25 protein-coding genes are annotated in these 21923 nt (G+C 71.9%); 15 read left to right on the top strand and 10 right to left on the bottom strand.

Features of this window, described 5'->3' with window-relative positions:
- Positions 1-3: 3 nt before the first annotated feature.
- Together OHS82_RS19280 and OHS82_RS19275 are read right to left on the bottom strand one after the other, a co-directional pair.
- The gene (locus OHS82_RS19280) at positions 4-549 is read right to left on the bottom strand and encodes a DUF4232 domain-containing protein (RefSeq protein WP_057577751.1); all 546 of its coding nucleotides are present in this window, start codon (positions 547-549) and stop codon (positions 4-6) included.
- Between the two features lie 90 nt (positions 550-639).
- Positions 640-1308: a DUF4097 family beta strand repeat-containing protein gene (locus tag OHS82_RS19275; RefSeq protein ID WP_057577750.1), complete on the bottom strand. Its 669-nt coding sequence runs from the start codon at positions 1306-1308 to the stop codon at positions 640-642.
- Positions 1309-1550: 242 nt separating this feature from the next.
- On the opposite strand from OHS82_RS19275, the gene OHS82_RS19270 reads away from it, so the two are divergent.
- Positions 1551-2360, top strand: a complete 810-nt coding sequence (locus tag OHS82_RS19270; RefSeq protein ID WP_057577749.1) for a GbsR/MarR family transcriptional regulator — start codon at positions 1551-1553, stop codon at positions 2358-2360.
- 220 nt (positions 2361-2580) lie between these two features.
- On the opposite strand, the gene OHS82_RS19265 is transcribed toward OHS82_RS19270, so the two are convergent.
- The 3 genes from OHS82_RS19265 to rpmB all read right to left on the bottom strand — a co-directional run bounded on the left by OHS82_RS19265 (position 2581) and on the right by rpmB (position 3761).
- Positions 2581-3102: a hypothetical protein gene (locus OHS82_RS19265; protein ID WP_079041161.1), complete on the bottom strand. Its 522-nt coding sequence runs from the start codon at positions 3100-3102 to the stop codon at positions 2581-2583.
- Between the two features lie 117 nt (positions 3103-3219).
- A complete protein-coding gene (gene rpsN, locus OHS82_RS19260) occupies positions 3220-3525 on the bottom strand; it encodes a 30S ribosomal protein S14 (RefSeq protein WP_057577748.1) in 306 nt (101 codons plus the stop codon).
- Positions 3525-3761 (bottom strand): 50S ribosomal protein L28, encoded by a 237-nt coding sequence (rpmB, locus tag OHS82_RS19255; protein ID WP_057577747.1) that lies wholly within the window; start codon positions 3759-3761, stop codon positions 3525-3527. Before rpmB ends, rpsN begins: the two co-directional genes overlap by 1 nt.
- Positions 3762-3823: 62 nt before the next feature.
- On the opposite strand from rpmB, the gene rpmG reads away from it, so the two are divergent.
- From rpmG to OHS82_RS19230, 5 genes are all read left to right on the top strand, one after another.
- Positions 3824-3988 carry a 50S ribosomal protein L33 gene (gene rpmG / locus OHS82_RS19250; RefSeq protein WP_057577746.1) on the top strand — a complete coding sequence of 55 codons (165 nt, stop codon included), beginning with the start codon at positions 3824-3826 and terminating at the stop codon, positions 3986-3988.
- Between the two features lie 4 nt (positions 3989-3992).
- Entirely contained in the window at positions 3993-4247 is a 255-nt protein-coding gene (locus OHS82_RS19245; protein ID WP_057577745.1) for a type B 50S ribosomal protein L31, read from the top strand.
- Positions 4244-5392 carry a CobW family GTP-binding protein gene (locus OHS82_RS19240; RefSeq protein WP_057577744.1) on the top strand — a complete coding sequence of 383 codons (1149 nt, stop codon included), beginning with the start codon at positions 4244-4246 and terminating at the stop codon, positions 5390-5392. Before OHS82_RS19245 ends, OHS82_RS19240 begins: the two co-directional genes overlap by 4 nt.
- 4 nt (positions 5393-5396) lie before the next feature.
- Positions 5397-5633, top strand: a complete 237-nt coding sequence (rpsR, locus tag OHS82_RS19235) for a 30S ribosomal protein S18 (protein ID WP_057577743.1) — start codon at positions 5397-5399, stop codon at positions 5631-5633.
- Positions 5634-6458: 825 nt separating this feature from the next.
- Positions 6459-6677 (top strand): DUF397 domain-containing protein, encoded by a 219-nt coding sequence (locus OHS82_RS19230; RefSeq protein ID WP_057578095.1) that lies wholly within the window; start codon positions 6459-6461, stop codon positions 6675-6677.
- A gap of 92 nt (positions 6678-6769) precedes the next feature.
- Here OHS82_RS19230 and OHS82_RS19225 read toward each other — a convergent pair whose 3' ends face one another.
- Entirely contained in the window at positions 6770-7252 is a 483-nt protein-coding gene (locus tag OHS82_RS19225) for an ATP-binding protein (protein ID WP_057577742.1), read from the bottom strand.
- 374 nt (positions 7253-7626) lie between these two features.
- On the opposite strand from OHS82_RS19225, the gene OHS82_RS19220 reads away from it, so the two are divergent.
- The 5 genes from OHS82_RS19220 (at position 7627) to OHS82_RS19200 (ending at position 12607) form a co-directional block, all read left to right on the top strand.
- The gene (locus OHS82_RS19220; RefSeq protein WP_057578093.1) at positions 7627-8451 is read left to right on the top strand and encodes a helix-turn-helix domain-containing protein; all 825 of its coding nucleotides are present in this window, start codon (positions 7627-7629) and stop codon (positions 8449-8451) included.
- 135 nt (positions 8452-8586) lie between these two features.
- Positions 8587-10050: an aldehyde dehydrogenase family protein gene (locus OHS82_RS19215; protein WP_057577741.1), complete on the top strand. Its 1464-nt coding sequence runs from the start codon at positions 8587-8589 to the stop codon at positions 10048-10050.
- An 87-nt stretch (positions 10051-10137) separates the two neighbouring features.
- Positions 10138-10779 (top strand): PadR family transcriptional regulator, encoded by a 642-nt coding sequence (locus OHS82_RS19210; protein ID WP_057577740.1) that lies wholly within the window; start codon positions 10138-10140, stop codon positions 10777-10779.
- Positions 10780-10859: 80 nt separating this feature from the next.
- Complete coding sequence (locus OHS82_RS19205) at positions 10860-11843, top strand: ATP-binding cassette domain-containing protein (RefSeq protein ID WP_328434200.1); 984 nt, start codon at positions 10860-10862, stop codon at positions 11841-11843.
- Between the two features lie 35 nt (positions 11844-11878).
- Positions 11879-12607: an ABC transporter permease gene (locus OHS82_RS19200; RefSeq protein WP_057578091.1), complete on the top strand. Its 729-nt coding sequence runs from the start codon at positions 11879-11881 to the stop codon at positions 12605-12607.
- An 85-nt stretch (positions 12608-12692) separates the two neighbouring features.
- Here the strand turns inward: OHS82_RS19200 and OHS82_RS19195 are convergent, their stop codons facing one another.
- Positions 12693-13976, bottom strand: a complete 1284-nt coding sequence (locus tag OHS82_RS19195; RefSeq protein WP_328434199.1) for an ion channel protein — start codon at positions 13974-13976, stop codon at positions 12693-12695.
- A gap of 173 nt (positions 13977-14149) precedes the next feature.
- Here OHS82_RS19195 and OHS82_RS19190 point away from each other — a divergent pair, with 173 nt between their 5' ends.
- On the top strand, positions 14150-14911 hold the full coding sequence (locus tag OHS82_RS19190) for a MerR family transcriptional regulator (RefSeq protein WP_328434198.1): 762 nt from the start codon (positions 14150-14152) through the stop codon (positions 14909-14911).
- 86 nt (positions 14912-14997) lie between these two features.
- Here the strand turns inward: OHS82_RS19190 and OHS82_RS19185 are convergent, their stop codons facing one another.
- Entirely contained in the window at positions 14998-15363 is a 366-nt protein-coding gene (locus tag OHS82_RS19185) for a YbjQ family protein (RefSeq protein WP_057578089.1), read from the bottom strand.
- 138 nt (positions 15364-15501) lie between these two features.
- Between OHS82_RS19185 and OHS82_RS19180 the strand changes: the two genes are divergently transcribed.
- Positions 15502-16473 (top strand): DedA family protein, encoded by a 972-nt coding sequence (locus OHS82_RS19180; RefSeq protein ID WP_328434197.1) that lies wholly within the window; start codon positions 15502-15504, stop codon positions 16471-16473.
- A 22-nt stretch (positions 16474-16495) separates the two neighbouring features.
- Here OHS82_RS19180 and OHS82_RS19175 read toward each other — a convergent pair whose 3' ends face one another.
- Positions 16496-18157, bottom strand: coding sequence for a threonine/serine ThrE exporter family protein (locus OHS82_RS19175; protein ID WP_057577735.1), 1662 nt, complete (start codon positions 18155-18157; stop codon positions 16496-16498).
- A gap of 114 nt (positions 18158-18271) precedes the next feature.
- Positions 18272-18763 (bottom strand): inorganic diphosphatase, encoded by a 492-nt coding sequence (locus tag OHS82_RS19170; RefSeq protein WP_007452023.1) that lies wholly within the window; start codon positions 18761-18763, stop codon positions 18272-18274.
- 79 nt (positions 18764-18842) lie between these two features.
- On the opposite strand from OHS82_RS19170, the gene dacB reads away from it, so the two are divergent.
- Together dacB and OHS82_RS19160 are read left to right on the top strand one after the other, a co-directional pair.
- Entirely contained in the window at positions 18843-20513 is a 1671-nt protein-coding gene (gene dacB / locus OHS82_RS19165; RefSeq protein WP_443041879.1) for a D-alanyl-D-alanine carboxypeptidase/D-alanyl-D-alanine endopeptidase, read from the top strand.
- A gap of 111 nt (positions 20514-20624) precedes the next feature.
- Entirely contained in the window at positions 20625-21758 is a 1134-nt protein-coding gene (locus OHS82_RS19160) for a zinc-dependent metalloprotease (protein WP_079041159.1), read from the top strand.
- Positions 21759-21923 lie beyond the last annotated feature (165 nt).

Genomic DNA, 21923 nt, shown 5'->3' with positions numbered 1-21923 from the left:
CCGTCAGTCGCCGGCCGGGTGGAAGGCGCTGACCGTCGCGTCCGCCACGCCCTTGCTCTTGAGCGCGACGTCACCGTAGGACCAGGGGAAGTCCGCGGTGGACGAGGCCTTCGGCAGGCCGTACTCGACGGTCTTCACGGCGAGGGACTTCTCGCCGCTGCCCGCGCCGCGCACGTAGGTGATCGTGAAGGAGGCGGTGCCCTGCGCCGGGAGGGTCAGGGGCTGCGGCGCGGCGGCCTCGTCCTGCGTCACGCTCGCGGAGGCGTCGCCGGCCTTGAGGTCGACCTTGGGGAAGCCGTCCAGGGTGCACTCCTTGCCCTTGTTGGTGAGTGTGACGGTGACGTTGCCGGTGTCCCCGGCGGCGGGCGCGGCGTCGACGGGGCCGACCTCCTGGCCGAGGTCGCCGGCCGCGCAGGCGGATCCGGCGGCCCCGGGGGACGTCGCGGCCTTGCTCTCGTCGCCGCCGGAGCCGCTGTCGTCCCCGCCTGAGCAGGCGGTGAGGAGCAGGGCCGCGGCGAGAGCGGTGACGGTGATGGGAACGGCGCGCATGTGTGGGTCCCTCGGGTCTGGTGACGGTGCTCGAAGGATCATCACGCACGCGCGCGGCCCCGCGCCGCGCGCCCCCGCCCTGACCGCTGTTCAGAGACTGCGGGCGGTGATGTCGCCGTAGGCGGTGGTGGCGTGGATGCTGAGGCCGGCGGCGGCGCCGTCGGCGTTCGCGAGGGCGTTGTGGATGCGGCCGTAGGTGGTGCCGGCGTCGAGGGAGGCGGAGACTCCGCGGGCGGCGCCGACGGAGATGGCGCCGGCCTCGGTGCGCAGGACGACCGTGCCGTGCACGGCCTCGGTGACCTGGACGTCGCCCTTCTGGGTGCTGATGTGGGCGGGGCCGGTGAGGCGGCCGACGGTGACGTCGCCGGCGAGGAGGGTGAGGCGGGCGGTCGCGGCCTCGTCGATCTTGACCGTGCCCTGCGCGCCCTCGAAGGTGACGTCGCCGAGCCGTCCGACGCCGCGGAACTCGCCGGCGGAGGTCGTCGCCTCGACGTGCGAGCCGGCGGGCAGCTGGACGGTCACCTCGAGGGCTCCGGAGGCGCCGAGGAGCTGGTTCTTCGGGGCGGCCGTGATCCGCAGGGCGCCGTCGGCGAAGTCGACCGAGGTCTCCTGCGCCGCCTTCACGTCGCGGCTCCTGGAGGCGTCCGCGGGCAGCACCTCGACCGTGGTGTCGGCGCGGTCGGCGGCGATGAACCGGACACGCCCGGCGGGGACGTCGAGGACGACGGAGACCGGGGCGGCGGTGGCGAACTTCTGCATCGTGCTCTCCTGTGTTCGTTGCTGTTTCCGACATGGGAAAAGCTACGTTGCGTTCTCGACTTGGGCAACAAGTCCGTTGCTTCTAATCGGCATTCATGCAGGTGAAGTGTCTTTATTTGTTGCAACGAGCTGAAAGACAACGCAACGTGCCCACCTCCGTTCGTTGCAATGCATGTCGGTGAACGCTAAATTGACGACACCGAGGCGCACGAAGGAGATCGAGGCGCACGAAGGAGGCCGTGATGCCGGGAGGCAGACTCACCCAGCAGGAACGTCAGCAGATCGCGTCGGGGCTGGCCGACGGCCTCGCCTACGCGGAGATCGCCAGACGCCTCGACCGTCCCACCTCGACGATCACGCGCGAGGTGATGCGCAACGGCGGCCCGACCGCCTACCGCGCCGACCTGGCCCACCGGGCGACCGAACGCCGGGCCCACCGCCGCAGGCAGGTCGCGCCCCGCGGGCCGGACACCTTCCCGCAGGCGCATGGACGCGACGCCGAGGCCGTGCGTGAGTACGAGGAGGCGTTCACCACCGTCCTCATGGCCTCGGGCATGCCGAAGATGATGTCCAGGGTCATGGCCTGCCTCACCCTCACCGACACGGGCAGCCTCACCGCGTCCGATCTCGTGCAGCGCCTCCAGGTCAGCCCCGCCTCCGTCTCCAAGGCGATCACGTACCTCGAGGAGCAGGCCTTCGTCCGCCGGGAGCGCGACGAGCGCCGACGCGAGCGGTACGTGGTCGACGACGACGTCTGGTACCAGTCGATGCTGGCCAGCGCCCGGGCGCTCACCCATGTGATCGACATCGCCCGGCAGGGCGTCGGAATCCTCGGCCCCGCCACCCCGGCCGCCGCCCGCCTCGAGAACATCGCCCGCTTCCTGGACTTCGTCAGCGAGAGCACCGTCCGGGCGGCGGAGCAGGCCCGCGCGGTGCTCCACACGAAAGCCGCCGCCGAAACGCGAGCGCGGTCGGGCACGGACGAAGCCCCAGCCCCCACGCCGGCCGCCGCCGCCCCGGCTCAGGCCCGCGAAGAGACCCCGCGGAGATAACCCACCGCGGGCCCAGACGCCGCGGGCCGAGACCCCTCAGGCCCAAACCTCTCAGCCCCAGACCCCTCAGGCCCAGGCCCCGCGCGGGCGGTCCGGCCGCCGACCGATCCGCCGCCCGGGCCGCCAGTCCGGGTCGCCAGTCCGGGTCGCCAGTCCGGGTCGCCGACCCGGCCGTCCGATCTGGCCGTCCGTCCGGGTCGTCCGTCCGGCGTCCGTCGGGCTATCCGATCCCCGCCGTCGGCAGACCCGACGGCCACTGGCCGCCCTCCGCCCTGGTGAACGTCTCCTTGCCGGCCGCGCCCGTCCAGGTGACCTCGAGGGACTTCGCGTCGACGGAACCGACCATGCCGGTCGTCCGGTCGTCCTTCCCGACCGTGCAGGTCAGATGGATCATCCGCATGCCCGCCTCCTTGCCGGCGGTCCCGCTGCACACGCTCCCGCCGGTCACGAAGAGGGCGGCCTGCTTCCCCGTGATGATCAGGGCGACGGCCTTGCCGTCCGTCGTCGCGAGCCAGCTGCCCTCCAGCTCGTCCGAGGCGGAGACGGAGTCGGAGGGCGAGGCCGCGGCTCCGCTCGAACCGCCCCCGTCCGCCGTCGCCGCCGGGGTGGTGGGGGAGCCGTCGCCGGACCCTTTGTCGCCGCTGCACGCGGTCAGCGCGAGCGCGCCCGCCAACGCGGCGGCCAGCGCGGCGGCCCGCACCGGACGGCGGGACGCACCCCGCGAGAAGATCGCCGAAGTCACTGCAAGCTCCCGAGCTAGGACCGAAAAAACCTGGACCTCAAGGACCGCAGCAAGCTACCAGCAAGCCCTGGCAGCGGCCTGGGAGCGACCGGGGGGCGGCCCGGGAACCGCCTGTGACTACCAGGAGGACTTGCGCACCCCCGGCAGATGTCCCGCGTGCGCGTGCTCCCGCAGGCCCACCCGGGACAGCCCGAACGTCCGGAAGTACCCGCGCGGCCGGCCGTCCACCTGGTCCCGGTTGCGTACCCGCGTCGCACTGGCGTCCCGTGGCTGCGCACGCAACTCCCTCTGCGCCGCCTCCCGTTCCGCGTCCGTCGACGACGGCCGCCGGACGGTCTGCTTCAGCTCGGCCCGCCGTGCCGCGTACCGCGCGACGATCGCGCGGCGCCGCTGGTTCTTCGCGATCTTGCTCTTCTTCGCCATCAGACCCGCACCCCCCGTGCCCGGACGCGCGCCACGGCCGCCTCGACGCCGATCACGTCGACAGTCCTGATCCCCTTCGTGCTCAGCCGCAGCCGTACGTGCCGGCCCTCGCTCGGCAGCCAGTACCGCTTGCTCTGGACGTTGGGGTCGAAGCGGCGCGAGGTGCGCCGGTGGGAGCGGGAGATGCGGTTGCCGAAGCCGGGCCGGGCGCCGGTCAGCATGCAGTGCGCGGACATGGGTGACGTACCTCTCCTGGAGCGCTATCGCTAATGGGATTCATTTTCAGTAACATAGCAGCATGGCTCGCAACGAACTCCGTCCGGTCGTCAGGCTCAAGTCCGCCGCGGGGACCGGATTCACCTACGTGACCCGCAAGAACCGCCGCAACGACCCCGACCGCATGACCCTGCGCAAGTACGACCCCGTCGCCGGCCGCCACGTCGACTTCCGAGAGGAGCGCTGAACCCATGCGCAACGAGATCCACCCGCCCTACGGCCCCGTGGTCTTCCGCGACCGTGCCGCGAACCACGCCTTCCTCACCCGGTCCACCATGAGCAGCGACCGGACGGTCGAGTGGGAGGACGGCGGCACGTACCCCGTCGTCGACGTCGAGATCTCCGACGTCAGCCACCCCTTCTACACCGGCACCGCGCGCGTCCTGGACACGGCCGGCCGGGTCGAGCGCTTCGAGCGGCGTTACGGGAAGCAGGGCGGGGCGTGAGCCTGTCGGTCGTGATCGTCGGCGGGCTGCACGTCGACGCCCGCCGGGCGACGGTCGCGCGCCTGCTCGCCGACGTGCCCGGCAGCGTCGTCCTGCACCACGACCTCGCGACGGCCGCGGCGGGCACGGTCGTACGGACCGTCAGGGACGCCACCGGCATCCTCTCCGCCGGGGAGACGCCCCTGGTCGACGACTGCGCCTGCTGCGCGCTGCGCGAGGACCTGGTGCCCGAGCTGCGCCGCCTCGCCGACGACGGCGTCACCCGCCTCGCGGTCGTCGAGCTGTGGGACTCCGTCGAGCCCAAGGCCATGGCCGAGGTGGTGGTGGCCGGCGGGCTCACGGTCACCGGCGTCGTCACCGCCGTCGATCCGGCGCTGCTCCTGCCCTGCCTCGGCAACGGCGACGACCTCGCCGACTGCGGTCTCGCCGCGGCCGCCACCGACCGGCGCACCGTCGCCGACACCTTCGCGCGGCAGCTGGAGTACGCCCCCGTGCTGGCCGTCGTCGACTCCGGCGAGGCCGACGACGAGGACCGCGAGCTGCTGGCGCAGCTGCACCCGACGGCCCGCCGGATCCGGGTCGCGCCCGGCGACCGCGCGGACCCGCGGTCGCCGCTGGCCGGCGCGGTGCTGGCCGGCTTCGACGCGGAGGCGGCCGCCGCGGCCCAGCATCCCGCCTGCGCGCTGCTCCCCGCCGAGGCCGACGCGCACGGTGTGAGCACCTTCGTCTGGCACCGCCGCCGGCCGTTCCACCCGGAACGGCTGTACGCGGCGCTGGAGGACCTGACCTGCGCGGCCGCCCGCAGCCGTGGCCGGTTCTGGCTCGCCGACAAGCCCGACGTGCTGCTCCACTGGGACGCGGCGGGCGGCGCCCTGTGCGTGGAGCCGGCCGGCCCGTGGCTGGCGTCCCTCCCGGACGCGGCCTGGGATCTGGTCCCGCCGGTGCGCCGCGCGGCGGCCGCCCTCGACTGGCACCCCGAACACGGCGACTGCTGCCAGCACCTGGTCTTCACATCCCCCGGACTGGACCGCGACGGCCTCGCCGGGCTCCTGGAGTCCTGCCTGCTCACCGACGCCGAGTACGCCGCCGGCCGCACTGCCTGGAAGCGGCTGCCGCCCGCCTTCGACACCCTCCTGGAGGTCTGACCCGATGCCCCGCAAACCCGAGCGCAAGCCCGCCCAGGCCCGACCCGACCCCCTCGACCAGGCAGGCGTCACCTACGTCGACCACAAGGACACCGACCTGCTGCGGAAGTTCCTCTCCGACCGGGGGAAGATCCGCAGCCGCCGGGTGACCCGCGTCTCGGCCCGGCAGCAACGCCAACTCGCCCGAGCCGTCGAGAACGCCCGCGAGATGGCCCTGCTCCCGTACGCCGCCGCACGCTGACCCGCGCCCCGGGCGCCCCACGCACCGCTCAGGCCCCGGGCGCGCACACCTGTCCTGTACACGTCGGTACCGTCCACCCGGCCCCGGTGTGCATGCGTCGCCTTCCGTAGTGCCGGTCCACCGTCCTGTGTACGACGTATCACGCACTTGTACGAGCAGATACCCCGCCAATCGTCTAGTCGCTCTGGCCGATCGGCGCATCCCGGCCCCGGCAGTGAGCTGACCTCGCCCTGATGCGCCGGGCCACCCCGCACCGCCCCCGCGCCGACCTCCGCGTCGTACGCGGGGGCGGGTGGCCGTCGTCGTGGTGCGACGAGGAGCGGGGGAGCTGCGGGGCACCACAGGGGCGGGGGTGGCGTCCCGCCGGTCGGGCCGCGGACGCATCGCGGCGCGACCGCCCCGCGGGCCGCCGCCCGCCGGCCCGAGCGGACGGCGGGCGTCCGCCGGAACCGCCGCTCCGGGACGGCCCCCGCGGCCGGCGCGCCGATCCCGGCGAGGCGATCCGATTCCATGTCGTTTCCGCGCCGACGGAACACGAAGGGCCCGGCGCGCGTCTGTCCCCGTACACGAGTAGTTCGATCCGGACGACCTTCCGGAGCACCTCGAGACGCCCGGCCGCACAGAACGACGTCGGTAAAGCAGGCGTCACAGCTGTAACCACCCAGGCACCGCGCGTGCACGTGCATCTGCTCATGCGACTGCATATGAACGGGGTTATGATCCGGGACAGTTGACAACGGCACCAATGGCCACGCAAGCCAGTGCACCACCAGGGAGCGACCTGTGGACCACCACGTTGACGGGGGGCACGACGTGTACAACGGCATGACGGCCACACAGCTGTACGGGGTTGCCTGGCAGAAGAGCCGGCACAGCAACTCGCAGGGTTCCTGCGTGGAGTTCGCGCGACTGCCGGGCGGTGACGTCGCGGTGCGCAACTCGCGTTTTCCCGACGGCCCGGCGCTCGTCTACACGCGCGCGGAGATCGAGGCCATGCTCCTCGGGATCAAGGACGGCGAGTTCGACCACCTGATCGGCAGCTGACGCCCCTGCCCCGGCGCCCCGCGCCGGACCTATCGGTGGAATCCGGCCCGCAACGCGCGTAGAACCAGGGCGTCGACGCGGGCCGTGCTAGCTCATTCGGCGGGTGTGTGCAGTCGGAACAACGCCCAGACGACCTTGCCGCCGAGGCTGCCGGAGAGCGGCTGCCAGCCCCAGCTGTCGGCGAAGGAGTCCACCAGGAAAAGTCCGCGTCCGGACTCCGCGGAGAAGTCCTCGCCCTCCTGCGGCAGGGGGCTGTCGTGGCTGGGATCGCGCACCGCGCACACCAGCCGCTCGGTCCAGCGCATCAGGTGCAGCCGCACGGGCGGATGCACCTGGTCCTGGGTGCACGGAACGTCGTCGGACAGTCCGTGTCTCAGCGCGTTGGTCACCAGCTCCGAGACGACCAGACAGACGTCGTCGAACCGGTCGCCCACGTCCCACTGGCCGAGGGTGCGCCTGGTGAACTGCCGTGCCTCGCGCACCGCTTCGTAGCGGGCGGGCAGGGCGCAGGAGGCGGCGTTGGACACGGCCGCGGGATCCAGCGGCGGAAGGCCCTGCCGTAACGGCTCGAGCATGGTCGATCCATTCGTCCCCATGCGAGGCACTCCCGGGATTCGCGGTCGTTGCGATGCAGCGGTGGCGCGGGACCATGGTTTCTGATGCGCACTGCGGATGCAAGGGCAGATGCACGTGCACGTGACCGAAATGGACCTGCCCGTACCGCTTCTTGGCCATTTTTTCCGCCAACTTCTCTCCCATCACCGCCACTTCTCTTGCTTTCTCCTCACTCTTCCTTCGCATCGCGCTGTGCGTATGCTTTGGATTCGTTCCATCTCTGTAATCGGACGAGTACTGCTCGAAGTGTTTTAGTGGCAGACTGCGGCCCCTAGGACGGTTGGGGAGGCTGGCGAACGTGAGCGCGGGAGAGCCCGGATCGGTGGTGCGGCGGATGCTGCTCGGCTCGCAACTGCGACGGCTGCGTGAGGCCCGCGGCGTCACGCGCGAGGCGGCGGGATACTCGATCAGGGCGTCGGAGTCGAAGATCAGCCGGATGGAACTGGGCCGGGTGAGCTTCAAGACCCGTGACGTGGAAGACCTCCTGACGCTGTACGGCATCACGGACGACGCGGAGCGCCACGCGCTCGTCGGCCTCGCCCGTGAAGCCAACGTGGCGGGCTGGTGGCACAGCTACTCGGACGTGCTGCCCAACTGGTTCCCCACGTACGTCGGTCTGGAGGGCGCGGCCGCCCTGATCCGTGTGTACGAGGTGCAGTTCGTGCACGGTCTGCTGCAGACCGAGGCGTACGCCCATGCCGTCGTCAGCCGTGGCATGAGGGGCGCGAGCGCCGCCGACATCGACCGGCGCGTGGCGCTGCGCCTGGAGCGCCAGAAGTACCTCGTCGCCGAGAACGCCCCCGACCTCCACATCGTCCTCGACGAGGCGGCGCTGCGCCGGCCGTACGGCGACCGCGAGGTGATGCGCGGGCAGCTCCAGCATCTGATCGAGATCTCCGAGCGGCCCAACGTCCGTCTGCAGGTGATGCCGTTCAGCTTCGGCGGGCACGCCGGCGAGTCCGGTGCCTTCACCATCCTGAGCTTCCCCGAGTCCGACCTGTCGGACGTGGTCTACCTGGAGCAGCTCACCAGCGCCCTCTACCTGGACAAGCGCGAGGACGTCGCACAGTACGAGCTCGCCCTGAAGGAACTGCAGCAGGACAGCCCCGGACCGGACGAGAGCCGGGACCTGCTCCGTGGCCTGATCCAGCTGTCCTGACGCCGGGTCCGCAGGGATTCCCCTACGGCCTCCGGGAATCCCTCCAACTCCCTTGAAACACCCGTACGATGACGTGTGATCAGATCGTGACGTCGATCGGTCACAGACGTTCGCAGCAGGGGATTGAGGGATCACATGTCGTCGTCCTACTTCACCGACCTGGCCCAGCAGTACATCGACGGTGAGTGGCGTCCAGGGACGGGCTCCTGGGACATCATCGACTTCAACCCCTACGACGGCGAGAAGCTCGCCTCGATCACCATCGCCACCGTCGACGAGGTCGACGAGGCCTACCGGGCCGCCGCCCGCGCGCAGCGGCAGTGGGCCGCCACCAACGCCTACGCCCGCCGTACGGTCTTCGAGAAGGTGCTGCGGCTGGTCGAGGAGCGCGAGGCGGAGATCAGCGAGATCCTCGTCGCCGAGGCCGGGGGCACCTTCGGCAAGGCCGCCTTCGAACTGCACCTCGCCAAGGAGTTCCTGCGCGAGTCGATCCACCTGGCGCTGCGCCCCGAGGGCCGCATCCTCCCGTCGCCGGTCGACGGCAAGGAGAACCGCGTCTACCGCGAGCCGGTCGGCGTGGTCGCCGTGATCAGCCCCTTCAACGTGCCGTTCCTGCTGTCGCTGAAGTCCGTCGCCCCCGCGCTGGCCCTCGGCAACGGCGTGGTGCTCAAGCCGCACCAGAACACCCCGATCTCCGGCGGCACCGTGATCGCCAAGCTGTTCGAGGACGCCGGCCTGCCCCCGGGCCTGCTGAACGTCGTCGTGACCGACATCGCCGAGATCGGCGACGCCTTCCTGGAGCACCCGGTCCCGCGGGTCATCTCCTTCACCGGCTCCGACAAGGTCGGCCGGCATGTCGCGACGGTCGCCGCCTCGCACTTCAAGCGGTCCGTCATCGAACTCGGCGGCAACAGCGCCTTCGTCGTCCTCGACGACGCCGACGTGGACTACGCGGTGGACGCCGCCGTCTTCAGCCGCTTCGTCCACCAGGGCCAGGTCTGCATGGCCGCCAACCGCATCCTGGTCGACCGCTCGCTCGCCGACGAGTTCACCGAGAAGTTCGTCGCCAAGGTGAGGACGCTGAAGGCCGGCGACCCGCGCGACCCGCAGACCCTCATCGGCCCGGTCATCAACTCCCAGCAGGCGGAGGCCGTTTCCGGCGCGGTCGCGCAGGCGATCGCCGAGGGCGCGACCGCCCTGCTGCACGGAACGACCACCGACAACCTCGTCGAGCCGTCGGTCCTCGCCGATCTCCCCCTCGACTCCGCCCTGCTGCAGCAGGAGGTCTTCGGGCCGGTCGCCTTCATCAACACCTTCGACGGCGAGGCGGAGGCCCTCCGCATCGCCAACGACACGCCGTACGGCCTGAGCGGCGCCGTCCACACCCGTGACGTCGAGCGCGGCGTCGCCTTCGCCAAGCAGGTCGTGACCGGCATGTTCCACGTCAACGACGCCACCGTGCACGATGAGCCGATCGTGCCGTTCGGCGGCGAGAAGAGCTCCGGCGTCGGCCGCCTCAACGGCGAGACCACCCTGGAGTCCTTCACCACCACCAAGTGGATCTCGGTCCAGCACGGCCGCAGCGGTTTCCCCTTCTAGGGCGGACACGGCCAGGGGCGCGTTCCGGGGCGGACGGCCGTCCGGGTACCCGAGGGGGACCCGGACGCCACGCCCTAACCTGGGCGCATGTCAGCGATCCGTCTCCTCGTCCTGGGCGCCGTGCGCCAGCACGGGCGGGCCCACGGCTACCAGGTGCGCGGCGACCTGGAGTACTGGGGCGCCCACGAGTGGTCCAACGCCAAGCCGGGCTCGATCTACCACGCCCTGAAGCAGATGGCGAAGCAGGGCCTGCTGCGCGAGCACGAGACGGCCCCCTCCACCGCGGGCGGCCCGCCGCGCACCGAGTACGAGGTCACCGAGGCGGGCGTCGAGGAGTACTTCCGGCTGCTGCGCGAGGCGCTGGTCTCCTACGACCAGAAGACGGACGTGAAGTCGGCCGCCATCGGCTTCGTGGTGGACCTCCCGCGAGCGGAGGCCGTCTCGCTCCTGAAGGAGCGGGTGCGCGGCATCGACGAGTGGCGCTCGGCCGTCACCGGGCACTACGTCCCCGAGGGAGGGCCCGGACAGCTGGGCCACATCGGCGAGATCATGAACCTCTGGGTCCACACGGCCGACGCCGAGGCGGAGTGGGCCCGCGGCCTGATCGCGCGGATCGAGGGCGGGGCGTACACCTTCGCGGGTGAGGGCGAGCCGTTCGTCGGCGTGCTCGCGCCGGGCGAGGAGAACCCGTACGCGACGCGGGAGCGGCACCCCGGGGACTGGCGCTGATCAAGTTTGACGACTGGGTGGGGCGCGGTTACTTTTGTGCCTGTAGTCAAGTTTGATTAGTCGAGAGGGTGGGGGCTCCCATGGCCGACACGGCGATCACCGTCGACGGCGTCCACAAAAGGTACGGGGAGACGCGCGCACTGGACGGGCTCGACCTCACGGTGGCCCGCGGCGCCGTGCAGGGGGTGCTCGGACCGAACGGCGCGGGCAAGACGACCCTGGTCAGAATCCTGTCCACGCTGCTGCGACCGGACGCCGGACGCGTCGAGGTGGCAGGCCACGACGTGCTGACGGAGGCCCGCGAGGTCCGCCGGCGCATCGGCCTGCTCGGCCAGCACGCCGCCCTCGACGAGGAACTGGACGGCCGGCAGAACCTGGAGCTGTTCGGACGCCTGCACCATCTCGGCGCCCGCCACGCGCGCGTGCGCGCCGCCGAACTCCTCGAGCGCTTCGGCCTCGCCGCCACCGGCCGCAAGCCGGTCCGCTCCTACAGCGGCGGCATGCGCCGCCGGCTGGACCTCGCCGCCTCCCTCATCGGCGGCCGGCACGGCGCCGACCCCGAGGTGCTCTTCCTGGACGAGCCGACCACCGGTCTCGACCCGCGCGGACGCGCCGAGGTCTGGTCCGCGGTCCGCTCGCTGGCCGGCGGCGGGACGACGGTGGTGCTCACCACCCAGTACCTGGAGGAGGCCGACCAGCTGGCCGACCGCATCTGCGTCGTCGACCGCGGCCGGGTGATCGCCGACGGCACGGCGGACCAGCTCAAGGCGCTGACGGGCGGCGACCGCATCGACGTCGTCCTGCGCGACGCGGGCCTCCTCGGGGCGGCGGTCGCCCTGCTGCCCCTGCCCGAGGCGGGCGTCACCGTCGACGCCGACCGCCGTCTGCTCAGCGCACCCGTCACCGACCGGATGGCCGCCCTCTTCGGCGTCGTCCGCGCCCTGGAGGAGGCCGGCATCGAGGCGGAGGACGTTGCCCTGCGCCGCCCCACGCTGGACGAGGTCTTCCTCCACCTGACCGGGCGCGAGGACCGCGCGGACGACGCTGTGAAGGAGGCCGTGTGAACGGCTACGCGTACGCACTGACCGACTGCTGGACCATGACCCGCCGTGAACTCGCCCACTGGGCACGCCAGCCGGGCCGGCTGGCCGTCGGGTTCGTCTTCCCCGTGATGCTGCTGCTGATGTTCGGCTACCTGGTCGGCGGCGGCCGCGGGGTCGGCGGCGACTACCTCGACTACCTGATGCCCGGCATGCTCGCGCTCACCATGGCCTTCGGCCTGGAGGGCACGATGGTCGCCGTCACCCAGGACCTCGACAAGGGGGTCATCGACCGCTTCCGCGCGATGCCGATGGCCGACGGCGCGGTCCTCGTGGGCCGTTCGGCCGCCGACATGCTCCAGTCGGCCGTGAGCCTTGCCGTGCTGATCGCCGTCGGCCTGGCGCTCGGCTGGCGGCCCCAGGGCGGACCGGGCGCCTTCCTGGGCGCCCTGGGCCTTCTCCTCCTCTTCCGGTTCGCGATGCTGTGGGTCGGCATCCATCTGGCGCTGGTGGCCGGGAGGCCGGAGATGGTGCAGGCCGTGCAGATCCTCGTCTGGCCGATCGGCTTCCTCTCCAACGCCCTCGCCGTGCCCACGTCCATGCCGGGCTGGCTGGGCACGGCCGTCGAATGGAACCCGATGTCCCGGACGGCCACCGCGGTGCGCGACCTGTTCGGCGGCACGGGCGCGGACCCCGGCCATGTGTGGCCGGCCGTGGGCTGGCCGCTGGTCCTGCTGGCGGTCTTCTTCCCGCTGGCCGTACGGAAGTTCACCCGCATGAGCCACTGAGCGCCGGTGGCGGGACGGGACCCGGTCGCCGCGGCCTCGTCCCGTTTCCGCGCCGCCGGTGCTTCCCGGGGGCGCGAGCCGGGTGTCAGCGCACCGAGGTCCCGTCCGCCCGCAGCTGCATCTGCGGCCGCCCCGTCACCAGCAGCCAGGCCGGCAGCGAGGCGATGCAGAGCAGGGCGATGATCGAGGGTGAGGAGACCAGGACGGCGGCGACGAAAAGGCTCACCCAGCCCTGCCGGGTGATGGCCAGGAGGATGCCCAGCACCCCGGTGGCCACACCCACCGCGGGATGGACGCCCGGCACGAGCGCGTGGGCGGTGAGACCGAGCGCGGAGCCGACGAACACGGCCGGGAAGATCCGTCCGCCCCGGAACCCGGAGGTCGCGGCGACCACCATCGCGGCCATCTTCACCACCGTCATCGTGGCGAACTGACCGGCCGTCCAGCCGTCGGGGTCGGCGGCGAGCTCCGCGACCTCGTCCAGCCCCTTGAAGAGCGTCAGATGGCCGCCCACGGCCGCCAGCAGGCCCAGCACGACCCCGCCGGCCGGGAGGATCAGCATCGGGTGCCGCAGCCGCGCGAAGGCGCCGTGGACGTACGGGAAGGCGTACACGCCGCACATGCCGAGGAGCGCGCCCGCCGAGGCGACCACCGTCGCCGCCAGCAGGTCGGCCCAGCCGGGCTGCCCGAACGGGGGCAGGTGCATGTCGAAGCTGGGATCGGCCACCAGGGTGGTCGTCATCGCGCCCGCCGCGGCGGCGACCAGCGGGGTGAAGACGCTGTCCCACAACGGCCCCTTCGTCCCCCGTCCCGCCAGCGCCTCGGAGATCAGCAGCGCCGCAGCCACCGGCGTGCCGAAGAGCGCGCCGATGGTCGCCGCCTCCGCGAGCATCACCCACACCGCGCCCGGCGCGGTCGGCCGGAACCGGTGACCCAGCCAGAAGACGACCGCCACGTTGACGGCGATGATCGGGTTCTCCGGGCCGAGGCTGGGCCCGCCCGCCAGCATCAGCGCCGTCGCCACCAGCAGCCCGGGGAGAACCACCGGCGGCAGCACGCGCGCGTCCAGCCCCATCGTGGCCGGATCGGGACCGGCGTGCCCGGGCGCCTTCCACACCACCAGTCCCACCAGGACGCCCGTCATGGTGAGCATGACCATCATCCAGAGCACGGAGTACCGGCCCACGCCCAGCGCGTCCGGGAGGTTCTGCCACAGCATGTGCTGGAGCCGGTCGGCCGCCCCCTCCACCAGCAGGAGCAGCAGGCTCGCCAGCACGCCGATGACGAGAGCGGGCAGGATCGACGGCAGCAGGGTGCGCGCCGGGGTCGCCGGAGGGCGGGGCGGCTGCTCTGCGGTGTCCTGGGCCACGGGCTCACGATAAACGGGCAAAGCGGACACGACATCCGGGCTGCGGCAGACGGGGAGGGGGACCGGAGAGGGGACCGGGGGGAAGCGGGAGGGGATTCGGGAGGCAAGCGCCTTGCACCTCACGCGGCGTGAGGACGCACCGTGGAGCGCGTACCGAGAAGGGAGCGGACGAAGTGAGCTACTCCGTAGGACAGGTCGCCGGATTCGCCGGTGTCACGGTGCGCACGCTGCACCACTACGACGACATCGGCCTGCTCGTCCCCGGCGGGCGCAGCCACGCGGGACACCGGCGCTATGACGACGCCGACCTCGACCGGCTGCAGCAGATCCTGTTCTACCGCGAGCTCGGCTTCCCGCTCGAGGAGGTCGCGGCCCTGCTCGACGACCCGGCGGCCGACCCGCGCGCGCACCTGCGCCGCCAGCACGAACTGCTGACCGCCCGGATCGGGAAGCTGCAGAAGATGGCCGAGGCCGTGGAACACGCCATGGAGGCGAAGAAGATGGGCATCAACCTCACACCCGAGGAGCGGTTCGAGGTCTTCGGCGACAAGGACCCCGAGCAGTACGCCGAGGAGGCGGAGCAGCGCTGGGGCGGCACCGAGGCCTACGCCGAGTCCCAGCGCCGGGCCGCGCGCTACACCAAGGAGGACTGGAAGCGCGTCCAGGCCGAGGTCGACGACTGGAGCGGGCGCTACGCGGCGCTGATGGACGCGGGGGAGCCGCCCGCCGGTGAGGCGGCCATGGACATGGCCGAGGAACACCGGCGGCACATCACCGCCTGGTACTACGACTGCCCCTACGAGATGCACGTGTGCCTGGGCGGGATGTACGTCGCCGACGAGCGCTTCAAGGCGTACTACGACTCGATGCGCCCGGGGCTCGCCGCGCACCTCCAGGAGGCGATCGCGGCGAACGCGGCACAGCACGCCTCGTAGGGCGGCCAGCGGCGGGGCGGCGGGGCGGCGGGGCCGGCCAGGAAGGCCACGGAAGGCCCGGGACGCCCGCCGGTCCCGGCTCGGGATCATTCCCGGGCCAGGACCACCGCCGTCCCGTAGGCGCACACCTCGGTGCCCACGTCGGCGGCCTCCGTCACGTCGAAGCGGAACGCCAGCACGCCGTTGGCGCCGCGCGCGCGTGCCTGCTCGACGAGCCGTTCCATGGCCTGGTTGCGGGTCTCCACGAGGGTCTTCGTCAGGCCCTTGAGCTCACCGCCGATCATTGACTTCAGGCCCGCGCCGATCTGGCTGCCCAGGTGCCGGGAGCGCACCGTCAGCCCGAAGACCTCGCCGATGACCTGCTGCACCCGGAAGCCGGGTGCGTCGTTCGTGGTGACGACCAGTACGTCCGGCTCGGGACCCTGCCCGCCGCCGTAATCATCGATGCCCATGTTCACAGGTTTGACCAGGGAGAGGCACAGTGCATCCTGGGGGAGCCCCTGGGAACCTGGTCCCGCGGCGCCGCGTTGATAGCTTTGGGCGGCCAGGTCGCCCACCGACCGCCTTCACCCCACAGGAGCCCGGAACCCGTGACTACCCTCGCCCTCGGCCCCGAGTGGATTACTCCGGACTATCTGATCTCGACGTTCGGTCTGGCCGGCATCCTGGTCATCGTCTTCGCCGAGTCGGGCCTGTTCGCCTTCCTGCCGGGCGATTCCCTGCTGTTCACCGCCGGTCTGCTGGTCGCCGACGGCAAGTGGATCCACCAGCCGCTGTGGCTGGTGTGCACCCTGATCGTGGTCGCGGCCGTCCTCGGCGACCAGGTGGGCTATCTGATCGGCAAGTTCTTCGGACCGAAGCTCTTCAGCCGGCCCGACTCCAAGCTCTTCAAGCAGGAGAACCTGGAGAAGGCCCACGAGTTCATCGAGCGGTACGGCCCCAAGGCGATCGTCCTGGCCCGCTTCGTCCCCATCGTCCGCACCTTCGCGCCGATCATCGCCGGCGCCGGCCGCATGAAGTACCGCACGTTCATCACGTACAACGTGATCGGCGGCGTCCTGTGGGGCACGGGAGTCACGGTCGCGGGCTACTTCCTCGGCCAGATCGACCTCATCAAGGAGAACGTCGAGGCGATCCTGGTCCTGATCGTCCTCATCTCGGTCGTCCCGGTGATCATCGAGGTCCTCAAGGCCCGCAAGGAGGCCCGCAACACCCCGGCCGCGCAGGAGCCCGCCCTGCGGCAGGCGCAGCAGCAGCCGTACGGGCAGCCCCCGGTCATGGACGACGCCACGACCCAGCTCCGCCGCATCGACCAGGGCCAGCCGTACGGCGACCAGCGCCAGCCGTACGGCGACCAGGGCCACCGTGAGCACCAGGGCCACCAGAACGGGCAGGATCCCCAGAGCGGCCAGGGCCAGACCTACGAGAACGAGTACTACGGCGGGCAGTACCCGCACCAGCAGCAGTACCCGCAGGAGTGGCAGCAGCAGCCCCCGCAGCAACAGCAGCCGTACGGCGGCGCCCAGCACAACGGCCAGTACCCCCACAACCAGGGCTACTAGCGGCGCCCGGAGCGCGGGGGCGTCAGAACCCCCGCGTCCTCTTGGCCGCACGGCGCTTGTCGGCGGAGCCCACCCGCAGGAACAGCCGCGAGACCTCGGAACCGAGGTTCACCCCGATGGCGATGGCCATCGCCAGCGCCGCGGCCTTGGTGATCGACACCAGCCCTGCGTCCACGTGGTTCTGCGCGATCGACAACAGCCCGAAGTACGTGGCCGATCCGGGCAGCAGCGGCCCGATCGCGGCGGTCGTGTAGGGCAGCGCGGACGCGAACCGGTAGCGCGACAGCAACTGCCCGAACAGCCCCACCACCCCGGCCGCGACGGCCGTGGAGGCCACCGGCGAGATCTCGCCCGCGTAGTGCATCGCGCCGTACACCGACCAGGCCACCCCGCCGTTCAGCGTCACGGCCAGTACGGTGGACCGTTCCTGCTGGAGCAGCACCGCGAACGTCAGGGACAGCAGCATGGACGCGCCGATCTGCCACAGCGGCCGCTTGGAGACGCCCAGCGACACGTCCGGGTTCAGATGCGCGCCGAGCTGCACCCCGACGTAGAGCATCACCAGCACGCCGGCCACGATGCCCACGAAGAAGTACATGACCTCCAACAGGCGTGCCGCCGCGGTGATGTAGAAGCCTGTCAGGCCGTCCTGGACGCCTGCCACCAGCGCCCGGCCGGGCAGCAGTGCGAACAGACCGCCGGTGATGACCGCGGACGCCTTCACGTCGACGTCGGCCAGGGTCAGCGCGATGCCGATCGCGGCCGGTGGCATCGCCGCCACCAGGAACTGGTAGAACTCCGGCAGCCCGCGCCCCGCGCACAGCCACGCCAGCCGGTCGCCGAGCATCGCGCCGAGCACGGCCGCCACGAACACGACCGCGTCACCGCCGACCAGCACCGAGGCCGCGCCCGCGAGCAGTCCGCTCGCCGACGTCAGGACCCAGGTCGGGTAGGGGTGCCGGTTGCGGCGGATCTCCGCGAGACGCCGGTAGGCGTCCTCCAGCGAGAGATGGGAGTCGGCGTCGCTCAGGTCGTCCACGAGCTGGAAGACGGCCGCCAGACGTGTGTAGTCGGTGCCCCGGCGGCGCACCGTCCGCGACGCCGTCACCGGGTCCTCCACCAGGGACGGCTGGTACGAGATGGCCAACAGCGTGAACGTGACGTTGGGTTCGCAGCGGTCCAGCCCGTAGGAGCGGCAGACCGCGAACATCGCGGCCTCCACGTCCTCGGCGCCCTCCCCGCCCGCCAGCAGCAGTTCGCCGATGCGCAGGGTCAGGTCGAGCACGCGCGGGACGGCCGGACCGCCCTCCTCCGTCTTCGGCCCCGGTTCCGGCGCGGGCCGCTCGGTGACCGGCATGCGCAGCATCGTGCGCATCCGGTCCTGCCAGGGCAGGTCCTTGATCAGGCTCACCATCGGGACGCCGGAGGGCGGGGTGAACGCGGCCGGCGCCTCGCGGGCGCTGTAGGTGCTCGGCACGCTGAACGCCGATCCCTCGCCCTCCCCGGCGGTCGGCTGGCTCACGTCCAGCCCCCGCGGAACGGCGAACTCCGAGGTGGTCTCGGATTCCCCGCCGGTTCTGGGGACGGTGAGCCCCACCGGCATCGCGAACTCGGACGTGATCTCGGGATCGAAGGCGCTCCTCGCCTCGTCCGACTGCGGTTTGCGGTTCTCCGCCTCCGACACTCAGCAACGCTCCCTGAACGACACCTTCCGTAGGCCTCAGTATGCGCACAGACGCCCGAGAGGGCCGCACACGCATGCGTGCGGCCCTCTCGACGACATCAGGCGACCGGGGCCTCAGTGACCGCCCTGGTCCTTGAAACGCTTGTAGGACCGCTCGATCTCGGCCTCGGCGTCGGTGCGGCCGACCCAGTCGGCGCCCTCGACGGACTTGCCGGGCTCCAGGTCCTTGTAGACCTCGAAGAAGTGCTGGATCTCCAGGCGGTCGAACTCCGACACGTGGTGGATGTCGCGCAGGTGCTCCACACGCGGGTCCGTCGACGGGACGCACAGCAGCTTGTCGTCGCCGCCGGCCTCGTCCGTCATCCGGAACATGCCGATCGCGCGGCAGCGGATCAGACAGCCCGGGAACGTGGGCTCGTCCAGGATGACCAGCGCGTCCAGCGGGTCACCGTCCTCGCCGAGGGTGTTCTCGACGAAGCCGTAGTCGGTCGGGTAGGCGGTCGAGGTGAAGAGTCGACGGTCCAGGCGGATCCGACCGGTCTCGTGGTCCACCTCGTACTTGTTCCGCGAACCCTTCGGAATCTCGATCGTGACGTCGAACTCCACCGGTGGCTCCTCCATGATCAACACATAGTTCTGGTGGTTAAGTGTCCCTCACGCAGGTGTGTGATCGCGAAAGGGGCTGGTGTTCGTGCCAGAGCTGAGGCCTTGGCGGGCCGCGAGACCGCACGTGGTGCGGGTCACGGACGCCGTACGACCCCGTCTGGCACGGGCCGCAGGGATCGTACGGCCTCGATTCGCGCGCGTGGCGGCGACCGCGCGACCGCGGGTCGCACGGCTCACCCGGGCCGCGAAGCCGCAGCTCGCACGGCTCACCGGGACCGGTCCGAACGCCCGTTCCTGGCAGTACGGCGCGGGCGCGGCGACCGTCGGACTGGCGCTGGCCGCCGGTGTGGTGACCGTGGCCGGCCCCTGGGACTCCACCGGTCAGCGTACGGCCGAGCGGGACCGGGCGACCGCCCTCGCACGGACGGGTGGCGGAGATCACGGGCGTACGGCGGATTCGTCCCGTACGTCCGACACCGCGGCCGGAGCGCCCCGCCCGGCCCCCAGCGCGGCCTCCGTCCTGGTCGGCCTCGGCGGCGGCGGCGCCGACGTCGTCGTCAAGTCCGCCCCGGACGCCCTGCCGACGGGCGCCGGCATCGCGAGCGTCCTGACCCCGCTCCTGGCCGACCCGGTCCTGGGCGCCCGGCACGCCGCCGCGGTCGTCGACGTCGCCACCGGCCGGCACCTGTACGGCGCGGGCGCCGGAACGGGCCTGACGCCGGCCTCCACCACGAAGATCGCCACCGCGGTCGCCGCGCTCTCAGCGATGGGCGGCGAGCACCGCCTCACCACCCGCACGGTGCTCGAACCCGACACCAGGGAGCTCGTCCTCGTCGGCGGCGGCGACCCCACCCTCACGGCCCGCGACGACGACGGCGCGGGCTGGGCCGGCCTGCGCACCCTCGCCGCGTCCTCCGCCGCCGCCCTGAAGAAGCGCGGCCTCACCCACGTGACGCTGTCGTACGACACGACCCTGTACGCGGGCAGCGAAGTTCACCCCATCGGGCCCAACGGCAACCTCGCCCGCGTCACGGCCCTTTCCGCCGACGAGGGCCGCCCCGACGACTCCACCAGCGGTCCGGTCACGCGCGTGCCCGACCCCGCGGCCGACGCGACCCGCACGTTCGCCGCGTTCCTGAAGGCCGACGGCATCACCACCACGCCCCCCGGCCCCTCCAAGGCCACCACGCGCGCGAAGAGCCTCGCCTCGGTCTCCTCGCCGCCCCTGTCGGTCCTGGTCGAGCGGATGCTGACCAACAGCGACAACGACATCGCCGAGGCCCTCGCCCGCCACACCGCCCTCGCGACCGGCGTCCGCGCCGACTTCGCGGGCGGCGGCGCCGCGGTCCGGGCCCAGTTGAAGAAGCTCGGGCTCCCGACGGCCGGCGTCCGCATCATGGACGGCAGCGGACTCGACCGCCAGGACCGGATCACGGCGAACCTGCTGACGGCCCTCCTGGTGAAGGCCGGCGACCCGGCCCGCCCCGGCCTGCGCCCCGTCCTCACCGGCCTGCCCGTCGCCGGCTTCACCGGCACCCTCGCCGACCGCTACGCGGACGGCGCGGCCGGCGTCGTCCGCGCCAAGACCGGCACCCTGACCGGCGTCAACGCCCTCGCCGGCACGGTCGTCGACCAGGACGGACGGCTCCTCGCCTTCGCCTTCCTGGCCTCCGGCACGACCGACGCGGGGGCGGCGCAGGCGGCGCTGGACCGGGCGGCCACGGCGCTCGCGGGCTGCGGCTGCCGCTGACGACGGCCGTGGCCCACCACCCCTGAGGCACCCCCGGCCTCGACCCTGACATCTCCCTGACCGGCCTCCCGCGGCCTGCCCCCGGCGGCGGCGCTCACGTACGGTTGACGCATGACGAGCATCGGTGGTGCTGCATCTGCGGGGATGGTCGACTGGAATCTGGCGGTGGCGACCGCGACCCGGCTCGTGCGGCCGGGTCCCGAAGTCAGCCGCGACGAGGCACGGGCCGTCGTCGCGGAACTGCGCCGGCACGCCAAGGCCTCGGAGGCGCACGTCCGGGGGTTCACCCGGATGGCCACCGAGGAGATCCACGACACCCCCATCCTCGTCGTCGACCGCCCCGGATGGGTGCGGGCCAACGTCGCAGGCTTCCGCGAGATCCTCAAACCGCTCCTGGACAAGATGCAGGAACGCCGCGGCAACAGCCCCGGAGGCGCCGTCCTCGGAGCCGTCGGCGGCAAGGTCACCGGCGTCGAACTCGGCATGCTGCTCTCCTTCCTGTCCTCCCGCGTCCTCGGCCAGTACGAGACCTTCGCCCCGGCCACCCGCGAACTCCCCGCCGGTGCGAGCGGCGGCGGCCGTCTCCTGCTCGTCGCGCCGAACATCGTCCACGTCGAACGCGAACTCGACGTCGACCCCCACGACTTCCGCCTCTGGGTGTGCCTCCACGAGGAGACGCACCGCACGCAGTTCTCCGCCGTGCCCTGGCTGCGCGACCATCTCGAGGGCGAGATCCAGTCGTTCCTGGGGGAGACCGACGTCGACCCGTCGACGTTCCTCGAGCGGGTCCGGGAAGCCGCCCAGTCGCTCGCCGGCGGCCGCCCCGAGGGCGAAGAGGACGACGGGGGCCGCTCCCTGGTCGAACTCGTGCAGACGCCCGCCCAGCGCGAGATCCTCGCCCGTCTCACCGCCGTGATGTCCCTCCTCGAGGGCCACGCCGACTTCGTCATGGACGGCGTCGGCCCCGAAGTCGTCTCGACGGTCGCCGAGATCCGCGAGAAGTTCCAGCAGCGCCGCGCCAAGGGCGCCTCCCGGCTCGACATCGCGCTGCGCAAGCTCCTCGGCCTCGACGCCAAGCTCAAGCAGTACCGGGACGGCGAACGCTTCGTGCGCGCCGTCGTCGACCAGGTCGGCATGGACGGCTTCAACCGCGTGTGGACCTCCCCGAACACACTTCCGACCAAGGCCGAGATCGGCAAACCGGCGGACTGGGTCGCGCGGGTGCACCGCAAGGCCGAGTCGTGAACCCGCGAAACGTCCATGGACCCGATCCGGCCGACGGCAGGAGAACGCCCCTTCAATCACCCGTCCGAGGGACCGTCGGCCCCGGGTAGGCGTGCAATGCTCGGGGAACGCCCCGGTTCTGTCACCATCTACACACTCTGAGTGACCGAACCCGGGCTCAGCCCC

This window comes from Streptomyces sp. NBC_00425, from assembly GCF_036030735.1.
In the GTDB taxonomy this organism is placed as follows: Bacteria; Actinomycetota; Actinomycetes; order Streptomycetales; family Streptomycetaceae; genus Streptomyces.
Note: the sequence above shows the minus strand (reverse complement) of the source record. Positions and strands in the feature narration are given on the sequence as shown.